Raw genomic sequence first — 15,336 nt, forward strand, 5'->3', positions numbered from 1 at the left:
AAGTTACTGAAGCTCTAAATTAAAAGAAAACTAAAAACGATAAAAGTAAATGTCTAATCTTTAAGCTTAATCATTAAGCTTTAACACTGCCATAAATGCTTGTTGCGGGATTTCTACATTACCTACTTGGCGCATACGCTTTTTACCTTTTTTCTGTTTTTCTAAAAGCTTACGCTTACGCGATATATCACCACCGTAACATTTGGCTGTTACATCTTTACGCAAAGCCTTAATAGTTTCCCTTGCAATAATTTTAGCGCCAATTGCGGCCTGTACAGGAATATCGAACTGTTGTCTTGGAATCAGCTCTTTAAGTTTTTCTGTCATCTTTTTACCAATGGTATAAGCGTTATCTGCATGAACAAGCGCAGATAAAGCATCTACCGTTTGACTATTTAATAGAATGTCTACACGCACAAGTTTTGAAGCCCTTAATCCAATTGGCGAATAATCGAAAGATGCATACCCTTTAGAAACTGTTTTTAATCTATCGTAAAAATCGAATACAATTTCGGCCAAAGGCATATCAAAACTCAACTCCACACGCTCAGTTGTTAAATAGGTTTGGTTGGTGATTTGCCCGCGTTTTTCGATACACAAACTCATAACTGGACCAACAAAATCGGCCTTAGTAATTATGGTAGCTTTAATATACGGTTCTTCTACCCTATTCAATGTTGACGGTTCGGGTAAGTCTGATGGATTATTAACAATAATAATATCATCTGGGTTCTTATTGGTAAAGGCATGATAACTAACGTTAGGTACCGTGGTAATTACAGTCATGTTAAATTCACGCTCCAAACGCTCTTGAATAATTTCTAAGTGTAACATTCCTAAGAACCCGCAGCGGAAGCCAAAGCCAAGTGCTGCTGAACTTTCAGGAGCAAAAACCAATGACGCATCATTAAGCTGAAGCTTTTCCATAGAAGCTCTAAGCTCTTCGTAATCTTCAGTATCTACTGGATAAATACCAGCAAAAACCATGGGCTTTACATCTTCAAAGCCTTCAACTGCATTTGTTGTTGGGTTTTTTGCATCCGTAATCGTGTCTCCTACTTTTACTTCTCTTGCATCTTTAATTCCTGTAATTAAGTAGCCAACATCTCCAGCTTTAATTTCGTTCTTTTTAACCTGATTTAATTTTAGCGTTCCTACTTCATCTGCAAAATAGGTTTTGCCAGTAGCAATAAACTTAATCTGCTGACCTTTTCTAATCGATCCATTTATTACTCTAAAATAAGTTTCTACACCTCGAAACGGATTATAGACAGAGTCGAATATTAAAGCCTGTAATGACTCATTGGGTTCGCCTTGTGGTGCTGGAATTCGTTCAATAATAGCTGTTAAAATGTCTTCAATTCCTATACCTGTTTTTGCGCTGGCCGGTATTACTTCTTCAGCGTCGCAACCTAACAAGTCAACAATATCGTCCGTTACCTCTTCTGGATTTGCACTTGGTAAATCTACCTTATTAAGAACAGGAATAATCTCTAAATCATTCTCTAGAGCTAAGTATAAGTTTGAAATGGTTTGCGCTTGAATGCTTTGTGCGGCATCCACAACTAATAATGCGCCCTCACAAGCGGCAATAGACCGTGACACTTCATAAGAAAAATCAACATGTCCAGGAGTGTCTATTAGATTCAAAATGTACTCTTGACCTTCATATGTATATTCCATTTGAATGGCGTGAGATTTAATAGTTATACCTCGTTCACGCTCCAAATCCATATTGTCTAATAACTGATCTTGCTTTTCTCTATCAGTAACAGAACCTGTAAAGTCTAATAATCGGTCAGCCAAGGTGCTCTTTCCGTGATCAATATGTGCAATAATGCAGAAATTCCTTATGTGCTTCATGTAATTCTCTTAAGCAATTTTGATTTGCAAATATAATTGATTTATAAGGCTATAACCTATCAAAACCTTGAAGAAAATTACGTTTAAACGCAGTTTTTACAGGATTTTAAGTGAAAAACAATTTATATATTGCAGATATCAATTAACTAAACACAACTAACTTGAAGCCCCTATTTACAGCAATACTTTTTGTATTGGCTTTTTTTGTTCATTCTCAGCAATTTACCCTGAAGGGGAAAGTTGTAGATGGGAGCCAACAACCTATGTCTTATGTGAACATTATTCTCAATAAACCTAATTCGGAAACTTTCCTAACAGGCACGAGCACTGATGACAATGGTGAATTTGAAATTAATGGTTTAACCCCAGAAACTTATATCTATAACATCAGTTTTATTGGGTTTGAAACTTTTACAGGCACAATTGATTTGTCTAAAAACACAACACTTCCGTTAATTATTTTAAAAGAAAGTTCTGAATCACTAGATCAAGTTACCGTAACCGCAAAACGTCCAACAATAATAAGAAAACCGGATAGATTGACCTTTAATGTCGAAAATACTGCTCTCACCGAAGGGTCTACACTTCAGGTTTTGAAAAGCACTCCAGGAATAATAGTTTCGGAAAACAGTATCAATATTAAAAGTGAGGCCGCTACTTTATTTATAAATAACCGAAGGGTTCAACTTACCTCAACTGAATTAATTCAACTGTTAGAAAGCGCTCCAGCAAATAGTATCAAGTCTGTTGATGTAATTACAAATCCTCCGGCTAGCTACGATGCTGATAGTGGCTCAGTGATTAATATTATTATGGGTAAAAACCTAATTACGGGCTATAGAGGAAGTGTTGCGGCTAACTATACTCAAGGTGTTTTTCCAAGGTATAATGGTGCGACAAGTCATTTTTTTAAAAACGATAAAATAAACCTTAACCTCAATTATAGCTACACAAACCAAAAAATAAATAGAGAAGAATCTACTGGTATTGATTTTTTTGATTCTGGTAATACTTTAGATCAACTATGGAGTTCACAAACAGACCGAAACACCCGATCAGAAACTCATAATGTCAACTTAAATTTTGACTATTATATAAGTGATAATACAACACTAAGCTTAACTTCAAATGGTCTGTATCTGCCTTATTTTAACTATAGATTAAATAATCGTACATCAATTAGCGGAGCTACTAATAATTTCTTGTCGCGTTTTACAGCTGACAACTTATCAAGAGATAATAAATTAAACATTGGTACTGACTTAAACCTGAATACCAACTTTAAAGACGGAAGCGCAATCTCTATAAACGGGCATTATACGACTTATGATTATGAACGAAATCAAAACCTATTTAGTAATTTCTTTAGTAACGCCAACGTCCTGACGAACTCTTCAGAATTTAATAGTATAGCCAATCAAAATACAGATATCATGACAGGAAAGTTTGATTATTCACTTCCTGTTAATGAGTCTTCTTCTTTTGAGACTGGGATTAAATTTTCTAATATTAAGACTGATAGTGATATAACTAGACTTGACATAATTAACGGTGTTGAGGTAGTTAATACTGCCAATAGCGATGCGTTTGATTACGACGAAAAAATATATGCGGCATATGCAAACTATTCAAAATCATGGGACAAATGGGATTTGATTTTAGGTCTTAGAGCCGAGCAAACAAATGTTGACGGTTTTTCAAGGACATTGCAGCAAACCAATACGCAAGATTATTTTGAGTGGTTCCCTAACGCCAGTATTTCGCATAATATTACGGACAATTTTAGTTTGTACGGGAATTATAAGAGAAGTATAACTCGGCCTAGCTATACCGATTTAAATCCGTTTACTTTCTTTTTAAACGAAAATACAATTGTTGAGGGAAACCCTAATCTTCAACCTACTTTTAAAGATCATTTTGTGATCGGAAGTAATTTCCTAGAGCATTTCAATGTAGAGGCCTACTATATAAATTATGATGGCGCAATTAATGAAGTGCCATTACAAGATAATGCTACAAATATTGTTGCCTATACGCCTTTGAATGTTGATAAAACTGTCGATTTTGGGTTTGACTTCGCCTTTGATTATAACCCAACAGACGACTGGAATATATATGCTGTAACTTCATTTTATAACATCACCGAAGAAAATAGCTTTAATAATCAAAACATTAGTTTAGAGCGATGGTCTAACTATAGCATATTAGCTAACAACTTTACTTTTTTAGAAGATAATAGCCTTAACCTAAACCTAACCTTAACATGGGTTGGTAGAAATCAGATTGCCTTACGAACAATAGATGACCAATTATTTTCAGAATTTACTATTACTAAGACATTGTTTAAGAAAAAAGGTGTTCTATCTCTTTCTGTTGAAGATATTTTCAATATGCAAGATCAAGAATATGTGCTGAGATACTTAAATCAATCAAGTAGAAGTCGTATAAACTTAGATAATAGATTTGTTAAAATCGGATTCCGTTATAAGTTTGGTAATACCAAACTAAATACTAACGAACGTACAACTGAATTAGATGAGCGCGCTAGAATTAAAGATTTTCAATAATTAATCTTGCCATTCTGCGATAAAGAGATTTGTATCTCTTCCTCCACCATTGTTTCTGTTTGATGAAAATGCCAAATATTTACCGTCATTAGAAAATACTGGGAACGCATCAAAAGTTTCACCATGAGTAACACGCTTTAAGTTTTTTCCATCTATATCAATCATATAAAGGTTAAAAGGAAAACCTCTTTCTGCTTCAAAATTTGATGAGAACAGCACCTTGTCTCCTGAGGGCAAGAAAAACGGACTCCAATTAGCATTACCTAAATCCGTAAGCTGTCTTAAGTCGCTTCCATCAGCGTTACATATATACAATTCCATATTTGTTGGCTCTACTAAACCTTCTGCTAAAAGGTCTTTGTACTCTTGTATTTCTTGTTCAGTTTTTGGTCTTGAAGAACGGAAAATGAGTTTTGATCCATCGGGTGAGAAAAACGCGCCGCCATCATAACCTAACTCATGGGTTATTTGTTTTACATCTGTACCATCTAGATTCATTGTGTACAACTCTAAGTCACCGCTTCTTGTGGATGTAAATACAATTTTATCACCTTTAGGTGAAACTGTTGGCTCAGCATCATAACCAACCTCATTAGTTAATTGCTTAACAATATTACCCTCTAGATCAGCAACAAAAATGTCGTAGCTGTCATAAATAGGCCAAATGTATTTACCGTTTTTGCGCAATGGCGTGTCTGGGCATTCATCTTGTTTAAGATGAGTAGACGCGTAAATAATGTGTTTGTTGTCTGGTAAAAAGTATGCACATGTTGTTCTTCCTTTACCAGTGCTTACCATTGGTGGCATTTTGTCTTTAAACGTTTCGTCTGCATTCATCAAAAACATTTGGTCACAACCGACATTCCAATCGGCATTGTTAGACTGAAACACCAATTGCTTGTCATCAAAGCTCCAATAGGCTTCAGCGTTATCACCTCCAAAAGTTACTTGTCTAATAGATTTAAAATGAGTTTCTTCAGGATAAATTAGTGGATTTTGCGCATCAGCTGTTTCCTCTTTTACACCTTCACTTTTATTGTCATCCTCTTTTGCGGCGTCGTTTTTACATGATAAAATCGAAATGCTAACAAAAAGAATAAAAAGTAACTTCTTCATATCTAAAATTTTAATACCTAATTTTGTGCAAAAGTAAGATAATACTATGAAAAAAATTGCCTTATTAAGTTTTGTATTTGTTCTCTTTTCGTGCAAGAAAGAGCCTAAAGTAGCTGAAAATAAAATTAAAGAAGACGTTGCTTATTTAGCTAGTGATGAACTTGAAGGACGACAAACAGGAACAAAAGGAGAAGTTTTAGCCGCGGAATACATTGCAAAACGATTTAAAGCAATGGGTCTAGAACCTAAGGGAACGGAAGATTATTTACAACCTTTTTCATTTAAACCAAAAACAGACCCACATAAAGAAGTAGAGTTTACCACAAATGCAGATAGCACAATTACTGGGCGAAATGTGATTGGTTTTATAGATAATAATGCTGATAGAACAATAATTATTGGAGCGCATTATGACCATTTGGGTTATGGTGGTGAAGGTTCGTTATATAGAGAACAAGATAAGGCCGTGCATAATGGTGCAGATGATAATGCTAGTGGCGTGTCTGTAATGTTAAACCTCGCCAGTAGATTGAAAGTAAAAAATGACACCACTGAAGTAAAGGATACTAATAACTATATGTTTATGGCGTTTTCTGGAGAAGAAATGGGATTGCTAGGTTCTAATTATTTCTCTAAAAACCCAACCATAGATGCTACGTCTGTAAACTATATGATTAATATGGATATGGTGGGGCGTTTAAAGGCAGATAGCACACTTGCAGTTTACGGTGTAGGTACTTCACCAATATTTAAACAGACCATAAAGTCTAATAATGATAAATTTAGGCTTGTTGAGAATGAAAGTGGCGTAGGGCCGAGTGATCACACATCGTTTTATTTAATTGATATCCCTGTGCTTCATTTTTTTACAGGCCAACATGAAGATTATCATAAGCCAGGAGATGACTCAGAGAAATTAAACTACGATGGTATGAACCTCATCTCAGATTATATACATACCATAATAAACGACTTGAATGATAATGGTAAGCTAGCCTTTAGGAAAACTAAAAATGAAAGTGATGCTGCGCCCCGATTTAAAGTTGGGCTCGGTGTAGTTCCTGATTATTTATTCGATGGTAAGGGTATGCGAATTGATGGTACTCGCGAAGATACGCCTGCTGTAAATGCTGGTCTTAAAAAAGGTGATATTGTAATTAAGCTTGGAGATAGTTTGGTTACAGACATGATGAGCTATATGCGTGCATTATCGGTTTTTGAAAAAGGTGATGAAGCCGAAATTAGTGTAAAACGAGGCGAAGAAATTATCGATACCAAAGTAAAATTCTAGTCTGAAAATAACACGGCAAAATATTCATATTTGGATTTCAATGCCTATTGTATTGGGTGCTGGTTTGTGCTATGGATTTTTCGCTGATGCATTTCTTGAAATTTCACCAAATACGGTTGACGAACATAATTTTAACAAAGCTATAATGGGCTTATATCTTGGTGCTGTTATACTTTGGTGTATTGGTTTGTTTAAACCTAGTTATTTTAAACTAGCGTTAATGAGTCATATCTTCTTTATGTTACCAATGGCATTAGGGCGTCTTTTAAGTATGGTATTGGATGGTGTTCCGTCAAACCTCTACCTATATGGAACGATTGGTGAATTTGTTTTAGGCGTTTATGGAATATGGGTATTAAGTATATATTATAAAAAGCTGTAATTTTGCTCAAAATTTCTTGAGATTGGTAAAGATTGGAGACATAGAATTGGGAGATTTTCCGTTGCTTTTAGCGCCGATGGAAGACGTCAGTGACCCACCGTTTCGCGCATTGTGCAAAGAACAAGGTGCAGATGTTGTGTATACGGAGTTTGTGTCTAGTGAAGGCTTGATTCGTAATGCAGCAAAAAGTGTTATGAAACTTGATATCTACGAAAAAGAGCGTCCTGTTGGTATTCAAATATTTGGTGCAAACATGGACAGCATGCTTCAAACGATTGATATCGTAGAAAAGTCCAATCCAGATATTATAGATATTAACTTTGGTTGCCCTGTAAAAAAGGTAGTAAGTAAAGGTGCAGGTGCAGGAATTTTGAAAGACATCTGTCTTATGGAAAAGCTTACTGCAGAAATGGTAAAACGCACCAACTTACCAGTAACCGTGAAAACCCGTTTGGGTTGGGACCACGATTCTATAAAAATTGTTGAGGTTGCTGAAAGACTTCAGGATGTTGGTATTAAATCTATTGCTATTCACGGACGAACACGAGCCCAAATGTATAAAGGCAATGCAGATTGGAAGCCGATTGCTGCTGTTAAGAATAATCCTCGTATGCATATTCCTGTGTTTGGAAATGGAGATGTTAACTCTCCTGAAAAAGCTGTAGAAATGCGAGATAGTTATGGTCTTGATGGTGCTATGATAGGTCGTGCTACCATTGGTAACCCTTGGTTTTTTAAACAGGTAAAGCATTACTTCAGTACTGGCGAACATTTGCCGCCAATTTCGCTTGCAGAACGTGTCGAAGCCGCACGACGTCACTTACAAATGTCTATTGACTGGAAAGGCGAAAAACTTGGTGTTTTTGAAACTAGACGCCATTATACCAATTACTTTAAAGGTATTCCAAACTTTAAAGAATATCGTATGAAAATGGTAACTAGTGACGACTCTAAAGACGTGTTTGCAGCGTTTGATGAGGTTATCGAAAAATTTGCTGATTACCAGTTCACCGCATAAGGAATTATTCAACGGTTTTTATTAAGTCTTTTGTAATACGTTGCGATGCTAGTTTGGCTGCAATAATTCCTAATCCAAAAATTGTAATCATTACAATAGCAATATTCATGACTTGTAGTTTTACAGGATAAGGAAAATCGGGCGTAAGCATTATCAATTCAAATTTTTTCTGAACGAAAATGATAAGTAAAGCGATAACAATTCCTATTAAACCACTTATTACAGTCATTAAAGAACCTTGTAAAAAGAATATATTTCTAATTTGAGATGGTTCTGCGCCCAAATTAAATAATGTATTGAGTGATTTCTTTCGGTCTAAAATCATCATAATTATCGCTCCTATAACATTAAATAGCGCGATGATTATCACTAATGTAAATATGAGATAAACCGCTAAGTTTTCGGTATTCAACATTTTAAACAATGCATCGTTTAGCTGTGCTCTGTTTTTGATTATAAATGTGTTTGGGAATTTTGCCTCTATGCCTGCCCTGACAAGATCTTCATCAGCTTCATTATCTAGTTTTATCTCTATGGCCGAAAACTGATGTTCTTCATAATTCAGTAAACTTTTTGCTAAACTAATATCAGAAAAAATATACTCATTATCTAAGTTTTCGTTCACACTAAAAAGGCCTACATTACTAACAATTTCAGAATTAAAGTAACTTCTAATAGAACTGCCTTGGCCTTTTCCAGGTTTGGGCACATAAAGCGTTAGTGGCTTTAAAAAATTAAATATTCCAAAAGACAAGTTGTTAGAAATTCCCCAGCCAGATACCACATCATTAGTGTTAGGTGTTATCCACTGTCCTTTGGTAATCATACTGTCTATTTGAGTCACACTCAGATAGTTTTCATCTACACCTTTTAATGTGGCTAATAGGTTTTTGTTTTCACTTTTTATTACTATGCGTTCCTCAATAATTTTAGAAAACGCAACAATACCATCTATTGTATTAAGTGAGTTTAAATCGCTCTCTGGAATCAAAAATGATTTACCTTCTACTGGCAGAAGTTTTAAATCTGGGTCTGTAAAGTTTGAAAAATCAAGACTAAATTCTTTCAATCCTGCAAATACCGAAAGAACAATTAATAAGGCTGTAGAAGCAATGATAACGCCAGCAGAAGCAATAATGCTCATAATGTTAATTGCATTGTTGCTGCTCTTAGAAAACAAATAGCGTTTAGCAATGTAAAATGACGTGTTCATGAACTAAAGAGTCTGCATAAAAGTAGACATAAAAGAATGGAGAACCTTAAATTTTAGGATGGTATTACGATTTTTTTCGCCTACCTAATAAATCTTCGTCTTTTATTGGATTGTCTTCACCTTTAAGAGAGCGCTCAATATTATCAATATATTCTAGCGAATCGTCGATAAAAAATTCAAGCTTAGGCATACGGCGCAGTTGATGACGCGTACGTTGAGCTAGTTCATGTCGGATTAAAGGTGTGTTCGATCTTATACCTTCTAAAAGTTGATTAGCTTCTTTATTTGGAAAAACACTTAAATAGACTTTTGCGATAGATAAATCTACCGTTACACTTACTTTAGTTACAGAAATAATAACGCCCTTAAGACCACCTTCTGAAGCTGCTCTCTGAAGTACCTCAGCTAAATCTTGCTGAATAATTCCGCCTATTTTTTTCTGTCTATTGCTTTCCATGGGGCAAAAGTAGAGGTTATTTAACGATTATAGTATTTTTGCACTACAAATTTGAAGCCATGATGAAAAAAATTGAGCACATTGGAATAGCCGTAAAAGATATTGAATCTTCAAATCAATTATTTAAAGCCTTATTTGGCGAAGAACACTATAAGACTGAATCTGTTGAATCTGAAGGTGTACTTACTTCATTTTTTGGTTGTGGCCCAAACAAAATTGAATTACTTCAAGCCACAAAACCCGACAGTCCTATTGCTAAATTCATTGAAAAAAAAGGTGAAGGTATTCATCATATCGCATTCGCGGTAGATGATATTGAAGCTGAAATTAATCGCTTAAAATATGACGGGTTTAAAATGATTCATGAAACGCCGAAAAAAGGTGCTGATAATAAGTTAATAGCATTTTTACATCCAAAATCTACAAATGGTGTTCTTATTGAGTTGTGCCAAGACATTAGAGATTAAAATCCTTGTAGAGTTTTAAAATATATAGTAATATTGCAGACTCTTTAGAAATAAAGAGATTGGTATTTACCAATAGGTCCTATAACTCAGTTGGTTAGAGTATCTGACTCATAATCAGAAAGTCCCTGGTTCGAGCCCAGGTGGGACCACTTTCAAAAAGCTATTTCAATTACTTGAAGTGGCTTTTTTAGTTTTTAATAGTTGATATTTTAAACTATTAACAATTTAATGCGGTTTAATGTTAATAGCTTTTGCTTTTATTAATATAAGACAACACTAATAATTATATTTTAGTGCTATAAAACGTTCACCTTATTTACTAAGTAAGAAAATTACTACTAAAGCTTATTTTTAAGCACAAAAACGGTCTTTTGTCGGATTTTTTTGCATTTTAAGGGAATGTTTTTTAGCTATTAATTTTGACAACATACTTTTTTTTTTACATTTGCGTTAATCTTTTGTTGACTATATGAAGATTGCCTCAATGATATTTAACCTAATGCTCTTGATTCAAGGGCCGTGTTCTGGGTGTCCAAGTGGCGTGCCTTGTGCCCCATGTTGCTCAGACCCAATGCCTTGCGGTGGTGGCCCACCTCCAGCTCCAGGTTTCCCGATAGATAATTATCTTCTAATACTATTCTTTGTAGCGCTTATATATGGTGTTTATACCATAAGAAAAAGGCAGGCTCAGCTAGGATCTTAAGTCGTTTAACCGTTTTACATATTTACCAATAACATCAAACTCTAAGTTGACCTTATCTCCTTCTTTTAGATTTTTGAATGTCGTGTGCTCGTAAGTATAAGGGATAATAGCCACGGAAAAACGATTATGTTTTGAGTTAACCACAGTAAGACTTACGCCATTTACCGTAATTGATCCTTTTTCAATTGTAATATTATTTAGGCTTGCGTCATATTCAAACGTAAATTGCCAACTTCCATTTTCTTCTTTTACACCAATACATTTAGCGGTTTGGTCAACGTGTCCCTGAACGATATGACCGTCTAAGCGATCTCCTAGTTTCATTGCGCGTTCCAGGTTTATAAGATCTTTTAATTTTAGTGAACCTATAGTTGTCTTGTCTAACGTCTCCTTAATAGCAGTAACAACATATTCACTATTTTCAATACTAACCACTGTAAGGCACACACCATTGTGAGCAACACTTTGGTCAATTTTTAATTCGTTGGTTATATTGCTTTTAATAGTTAAGTGTAAGTTGTCTTTATCTTTTTTTAAGGCTGTAACCTCTCCTAATTCCTCAATAATACCAGTAAACATTGTTCTTTTGTAATTAGTTAAATTTGCTGCGTAAAGTTACGGACAAAAAAAAGATGAAAAAAGAAGACATTATAAAAGTGGGTATCTCTATTGGTGACTTAAATGGCATTGGGTCTGAAATAATTTTAAAGACTTTTGAAGACCCACGAACTTTAGAACTATGTACACCTGTCGTTTTTGCATCTTCTAGAGTAATGAGCTTTATTAAAAAGCACTTTTCTAGTCAAATAAAACTTCATGAGGTTAACAACCTAAGTCAAATAAGCAGCGGAAAAGTAAATGTCTTCAACGTATGGAAAGAAGCTGTTAATGTAAATTTTGGGAAAGAGGATTCAAAAATTGGTGAATACGCAATTAAATCGCTTCAATCTGCGGTAAAAGCTTTAAAGCAGGATGCTATCGATGTGTTAGTTACAGCCCCAATAAATAAGCATAATATACAATCTGATGATTTTAAATTTCCGGGTCACACTAACTATTTAGAGCAAGAATTAGAAGGAAATAGCCTTATGTTTATGGTTTCGGAAGGCCTTAGAGTTGGTTTGTTAACAGACCATGTTCCTGTAAAAGATGTTCCCGAGAGTATAACAAAAGAATTAATTGTTCAAAAAATCTCTACAGTATCAAAATCTCTTAAACAAGATTTTGCAATTAGTAAACCTAAAATTGCCGTTTTAGCTATTAACCCTCACGCAGGTGACAATGGTGTAATTGGTAATGAAGATGATGCCGTATTAAAACCAACATTAGAGCAACTCAGAAAAGAAGGGAATTTGGTATATGGTCCCTATTCTGCAGACAGTTTTTTCGGTTCTAAAACGTATAAAAGCTTTGATGCAATCATTGCGTCTTATCACGATCAGGGCTTGATCCCCTTTAAGACAATTACATTTGGATCGGGAGTTAATTATACAGCTGGCCTCAATAAAATAAGAACTTCTCCAGATCATGGAACCGCATACGAAATTGCAGGAAAAGGTGTTGCCGATGAAAATTCATTTAAAAATGCTGTATTTAAAGCTATTGAAATTTACCGATGCCGTAAAAATCATCTTTTTTATGCTAAAAACCCACTTGAAAAATCTTCTAATTAGATATCAACAAAAAATGTTAATATCTAGGGTTGTGTAAACAAAAAAATATTATATTTGCACGCTCAAAATGAATGTGGTAATGAAAGAATTGAAAGCGTATACAATACCATTTGTAGGGCTAAAAGTAGGTAAACATCATTTTGATTATCATATTGATAATACGTTCTTTTTAGAGTTTGATTATGACGAATTTAATGGTGCCGATTTAGATGTTGATCTAATATTGGAAAAGAAAACAACTCTGTTAGAGTTAAACTTTCATGCTAAAGGTACAGTTCATATTAATTGTGATGTTACTAATGAGCCTTTTGATCAAGCCGTTGAAGACACTTTTAAGCTTGTTGTTAAATTTGGAGAACACTTTAATGATGATAATGAAGAAATTTTAATTCTTCCTCATGGTGAATATCAAATCAATATAGCTCAATATATATATGAGCTGATTGTTTTGGCCTTACCGGCCAAAAAAGTGCATCCAGGAATAGAAGATGGAACATTAAAGTCTGAAATACTTAACAAGTTAGAAGAATTAAGCCCTAAAGAACAAAAAACAGATGATACAGAGGAAACAGATCCTCGATGGGATATATTAAAAAAACTATTAACGGATAAATAACATTTAAAATGGCACATCCTAAACGTAAAATATCAAGAACGAGAAGAGACAAGAGAAGAACGCATTACAAAGCAACTGCTCCTCAAATAGCAACTTGCCCTACAACTGGTGAGCCACATTTATATCACAGAGCTCATTGGCATGAAGGAAAGCTTTACTACAGAGGTCAAGTTTTAGTAGATAACTCTGCTGGAGAAGAAAATTTAGCATAACTGCTATGCTTGCATAAAATAAAACGTCCATTATTGGGCGTTTTTTTTGTTTTATTGCTAAAAATCGCTCAAAAACCACTTAATTTGCATAATTATTTGCATAAAATTGCCGAAAATGGAATATTTAGCAGATTATATTTCATCATTTTTCGATATTTTTATCACACTAAACGCTAATAATGAGTAAAATCACAGCGGCTATTACAGCTGTAGGAGGCTATTTGCCAGATTTCGTCTTATCAAACCAGATTTTGGAAACTATGGTTGATACTAATGACGAATGGATAACTACACGTACCGGAATAAAAGAAAGACGCATCCTTAAAGACGAAGGAAAAGGATCTTCTTTTTTAGCTATAAAAGCAGCACAAAACCTAATCGATAAAAGTGGCTTAGACCCTAAAGACATCGATTTGGTTATTGTTGCAACAGCAACACCAGATATGAAGGCAGCTTCAACTTCTGCTTATACGGCAACACAAATTGGAGCAACTAACGCATTTTCTTACGACCTCGAAGCGGCTTGCTCGAGTTTCTTATTTGGGATGTCAACTGCGGCAGCCTACATAGAATCTGGGCGTTATAAGAAAGTCTTACTTATAGGTGCTGACAAAAATTCATCTTTTATAAATTACGAAGACAGAGCAACCTGTATCATCTTTGGAGATGGTGCTGGAGCTGTACTTTTCGAACCAAACCATGAAGGTCTTGGTTTACAGGATGAGTTATTAAGAAGTAATGGCGAAGGAAGAGAATTTCTTAGAGCTCAATATGGTGGGTCTTCATACCCAATAACAGCAGACACATTTAATGAAGGTTCTCATTATGTGTTTCAAGATGGAAAAACTGTGTTTAAAAATGCTGTGTTTAACATGGCTGATGTCGCTGAACGTATTTTAAAACGAAACAACCTTACAAATAGTGATGTGCAATGGTTAGCTGCACATCAAGCTAATAAACGAATTATTGACGCGACAGCGAACAGAATAAACCTTGAAGAGGAAAAAGTGTTGATGAACATACAAAAGTATGGCAATACCACTTCTGCAACCTTACCGCTTCTTTTACATGATTACGAATCACAACTTAAAAAAGGCGATACAATAATATTCGCCGCTTTCGGTGGTGGTTTTACCTGGGGCTCTATTTATTTTAAATGGGCTTATAATTCTTAAAAACTTACTAACTAATAACAAACTGAATATTATGGATTTAAAGGAAATTCAAAACTTAATCAAATTTGTAGCAAAATCTGGCGCAAGTGAGGTTAAGTTAGAAATGGACGATGTTAAAATTACCATTAAAACGGGATCGGAAAGCGAAACCACCATCGTTCAACAAATGCCGGTTGCTGCAGCACCTGTTGTTCAACCACAAGCACCTGTTGCTCCTGCTCCTGTAGCTGAAACTCCAGCTCCAGCAGCTACTCCAGCAGCATCTGACGATTCAAAATACGTTACTATAAAGTCGCCAATAATAGGAACTTTTTATCGCAAGCCTTCTCCAGACAAACCAGTGTTTGTTGAGGTAGGAACGGATATTAAAGAGGGCGATGTGCTTTGTGTTATAGAAGCAATGAAACTTTTTAATGAAATCGAATCTGAAATTTCAGGTAAGATTGTAAAAGTTTTAGTTGACGATTCTTCTCCTGTTGAGTTTGACCAACCTTTATTTTTGGTTGACCCATCATAATATAAATCTCAATTTTCAATTTCCGAATTTTAAAGCGAAATCGTATTAAAATTTAGTTTTTGACTA

At 34.9% G+C, this 15,336-nt stretch carries 16 protein-coding genes and 1 tRNA gene; 12 read left to right on the forward strand and 5 right to left on the reverse strand.

The window, feature by feature from the left end:
• Positions 1–66 precede the first annotated feature (66 nt).
• On the reverse strand, positions 67–1,863 hold the full coding sequence (lepA, locus tag ED556_RS02700) for a translation elongation factor 4 (RefSeq protein ID WP_296319066.1): 1,797 nt from the start codon (positions 1,861–1,863) through the stop codon (positions 67–69).
• Between the two features lie 161 nt (positions 1,864–2,024).
• Between lepA and ED556_RS02705 the strand changes: the two genes are divergently transcribed.
• Positions 2,025–4,430: an outer membrane beta-barrel family protein gene (locus ED556_RS02705; protein ID WP_296319068.1), complete on the forward strand. Its 2,406-nt coding sequence runs from the start codon at positions 2,025–2,027 to the stop codon at positions 4,428–4,430.
• On the opposite strand, the gene ED556_RS02710 is transcribed toward ED556_RS02705, so the two are convergent.
• Positions 4,431–5,546, reverse strand: a complete 1,116-nt coding sequence (locus ED556_RS02710) for a hypothetical protein (RefSeq protein ID WP_296319070.1) — start codon at positions 5,544–5,546, stop codon at positions 4,431–4,433.
• 46 nt (positions 5,547–5,592) lie between these two features.
• Between ED556_RS02710 and ED556_RS02715 the strand changes: the two genes are divergently transcribed.
• From ED556_RS02715 to dusB, 3 genes are read left to right on the forward strand one after another with little or no spacing between them, the layout of a single operon-like run.
• Positions 5,593–6,837, forward strand: coding sequence for a M28 family peptidase (locus ED556_RS02715; RefSeq protein WP_296319072.1), 1,245 nt, complete (start codon positions 5,593–5,595; stop codon positions 6,835–6,837).
• Between the two features lie 28 nt (positions 6,838–6,865).
• Entirely contained in the window at positions 6,866–7,219 is a 354-nt protein-coding gene (locus ED556_RS02720; protein WP_296319807.1) for a DUF4345 domain-containing protein, read from the forward strand.
• A 22-nt stretch (positions 7,220–7,241) separates the two neighbouring features.
• Positions 7,242–8,237 carry a tRNA dihydrouridine synthase DusB gene (gene dusB / locus ED556_RS02725; protein ID WP_296319074.1) on the forward strand — a complete coding sequence of 332 codons (996 nt, stop codon included), beginning with the start codon at positions 7,242–7,244 and terminating at the stop codon, positions 8,235–8,237.
• 4 nt (positions 8,238–8,241) lie between these two features.
• Here the strand turns inward: dusB and ED556_RS02730 are convergent, their stop codons facing one another.
• Together ED556_RS02730 and rbfA are read right to left on the reverse strand one after the other, a co-directional pair.
• Positions 8,242–9,450, reverse strand: coding sequence for an FtsX-like permease family protein (locus ED556_RS02730; protein ID WP_296319075.1), 1,209 nt, complete (start codon positions 9,448–9,450; stop codon positions 8,242–8,244).
• 64 nt (positions 9,451–9,514) lie between these two features.
• Complete coding sequence (gene rbfA, locus ED556_RS02735; RefSeq protein ID WP_296319077.1) at positions 9,515–9,907, reverse strand: 30S ribosome-binding factor RbfA; 393 nt, start codon at positions 9,905–9,907, stop codon at positions 9,515–9,517.
• A 62-nt stretch (positions 9,908–9,969) separates the two neighbouring features.
• On the opposite strand from rbfA, the gene mce reads away from it, so the two are divergent.
• The 3 genes from mce (at position 9,970) to ED556_RS02750 (ending at position 11,077) form a co-directional block, all read left to right on the forward strand.
• Positions 9,970–10,374 carry a methylmalonyl-CoA epimerase gene (gene mce, locus ED556_RS02740; RefSeq protein ID WP_296319809.1) on the forward strand — a complete coding sequence of 135 codons (405 nt, stop codon included), beginning with the start codon at positions 9,970–9,972 and terminating at the stop codon, positions 10,372–10,374.
• A gap of 75 nt (positions 10,375–10,449) precedes the next feature.
• Positions 10,450–10,523 (forward strand) — tRNA-Ile (locus ED556_RS02745).
• Between the two features lie 335 nt (positions 10,524–10,858).
• A complete protein-coding gene (locus ED556_RS02750; RefSeq protein ID WP_296319078.1) occupies positions 10,859–11,077 on the forward strand; it encodes a hypothetical protein in 219 nt (72 codons plus the stop codon).
• On the opposite strand, the gene ED556_RS02755 is transcribed toward ED556_RS02750, so the two are convergent.
• On the reverse strand, positions 11,066–11,656 hold the full coding sequence (locus tag ED556_RS02755; protein ID WP_296319081.1) for a riboflavin synthase: 591 nt from the start codon (positions 11,654–11,656) through the stop codon (positions 11,066–11,068). The two genes, ED556_RS02750 and ED556_RS02755, sit on opposite strands and share 12 nt — an antisense overlap.
• A gap of 53 nt (positions 11,657–11,709) precedes the next feature.
• Here ED556_RS02755 and pdxA point away from each other — a divergent pair, with 53 nt between their 5' ends.
• The 5 genes from pdxA to accB all read left to right on the forward strand — a co-directional run bounded on the left by pdxA (position 11,710) and on the right by accB (position 15,270).
• On the forward strand, positions 11,710–12,750 hold the full coding sequence (pdxA, locus tag ED556_RS02760; RefSeq protein WP_296319083.1) for a 4-hydroxythreonine-4-phosphate dehydrogenase PdxA: 1,041 nt from the start codon (positions 11,710–11,712) through the stop codon (positions 12,748–12,750).
• A gap of 79 nt (positions 12,751–12,829) precedes the next feature.
• On the forward strand, positions 12,830–13,366 hold the full coding sequence (locus ED556_RS02765; protein ID WP_296319085.1) for a DUF177 domain-containing protein: 537 nt from the start codon (positions 12,830–12,832) through the stop codon (positions 13,364–13,366).
• A gap of 8 nt (positions 13,367–13,374) precedes the next feature.
• Positions 13,375–13,578 (forward strand): 50S ribosomal protein L32, encoded by a 204-nt coding sequence (gene rpmF / locus ED556_RS02770; protein ID WP_296319087.1) that lies wholly within the window; start codon positions 13,375–13,377, stop codon positions 13,576–13,578.
• Between the two features lie 179 nt (positions 13,579–13,757).
• Complete coding sequence (locus ED556_RS02775; protein ID WP_296319089.1) at positions 13,758–14,753, forward strand: beta-ketoacyl-ACP synthase III; 996 nt, start codon at positions 13,758–13,760, stop codon at positions 14,751–14,753.
• Positions 14,754–14,784: 31 nt separating this feature from the next.
• On the forward strand, positions 14,785–15,270 hold the full coding sequence (accB, locus tag ED556_RS02780; protein ID WP_296319092.1) for an acetyl-CoA carboxylase biotin carboxyl carrier protein: 486 nt from the start codon (positions 14,785–14,787) through the stop codon (positions 15,268–15,270).
• Positions 15,271–15,336: the final 66 nt, after the last annotated feature.

Source organism: Winogradskyella sp., from assembly GCF_003712105.1.
Classification (GTDB): domain Bacteria; phylum Bacteroidota; class Bacteroidia; order Flavobacteriales; family Flavobacteriaceae; genus Winogradskyella.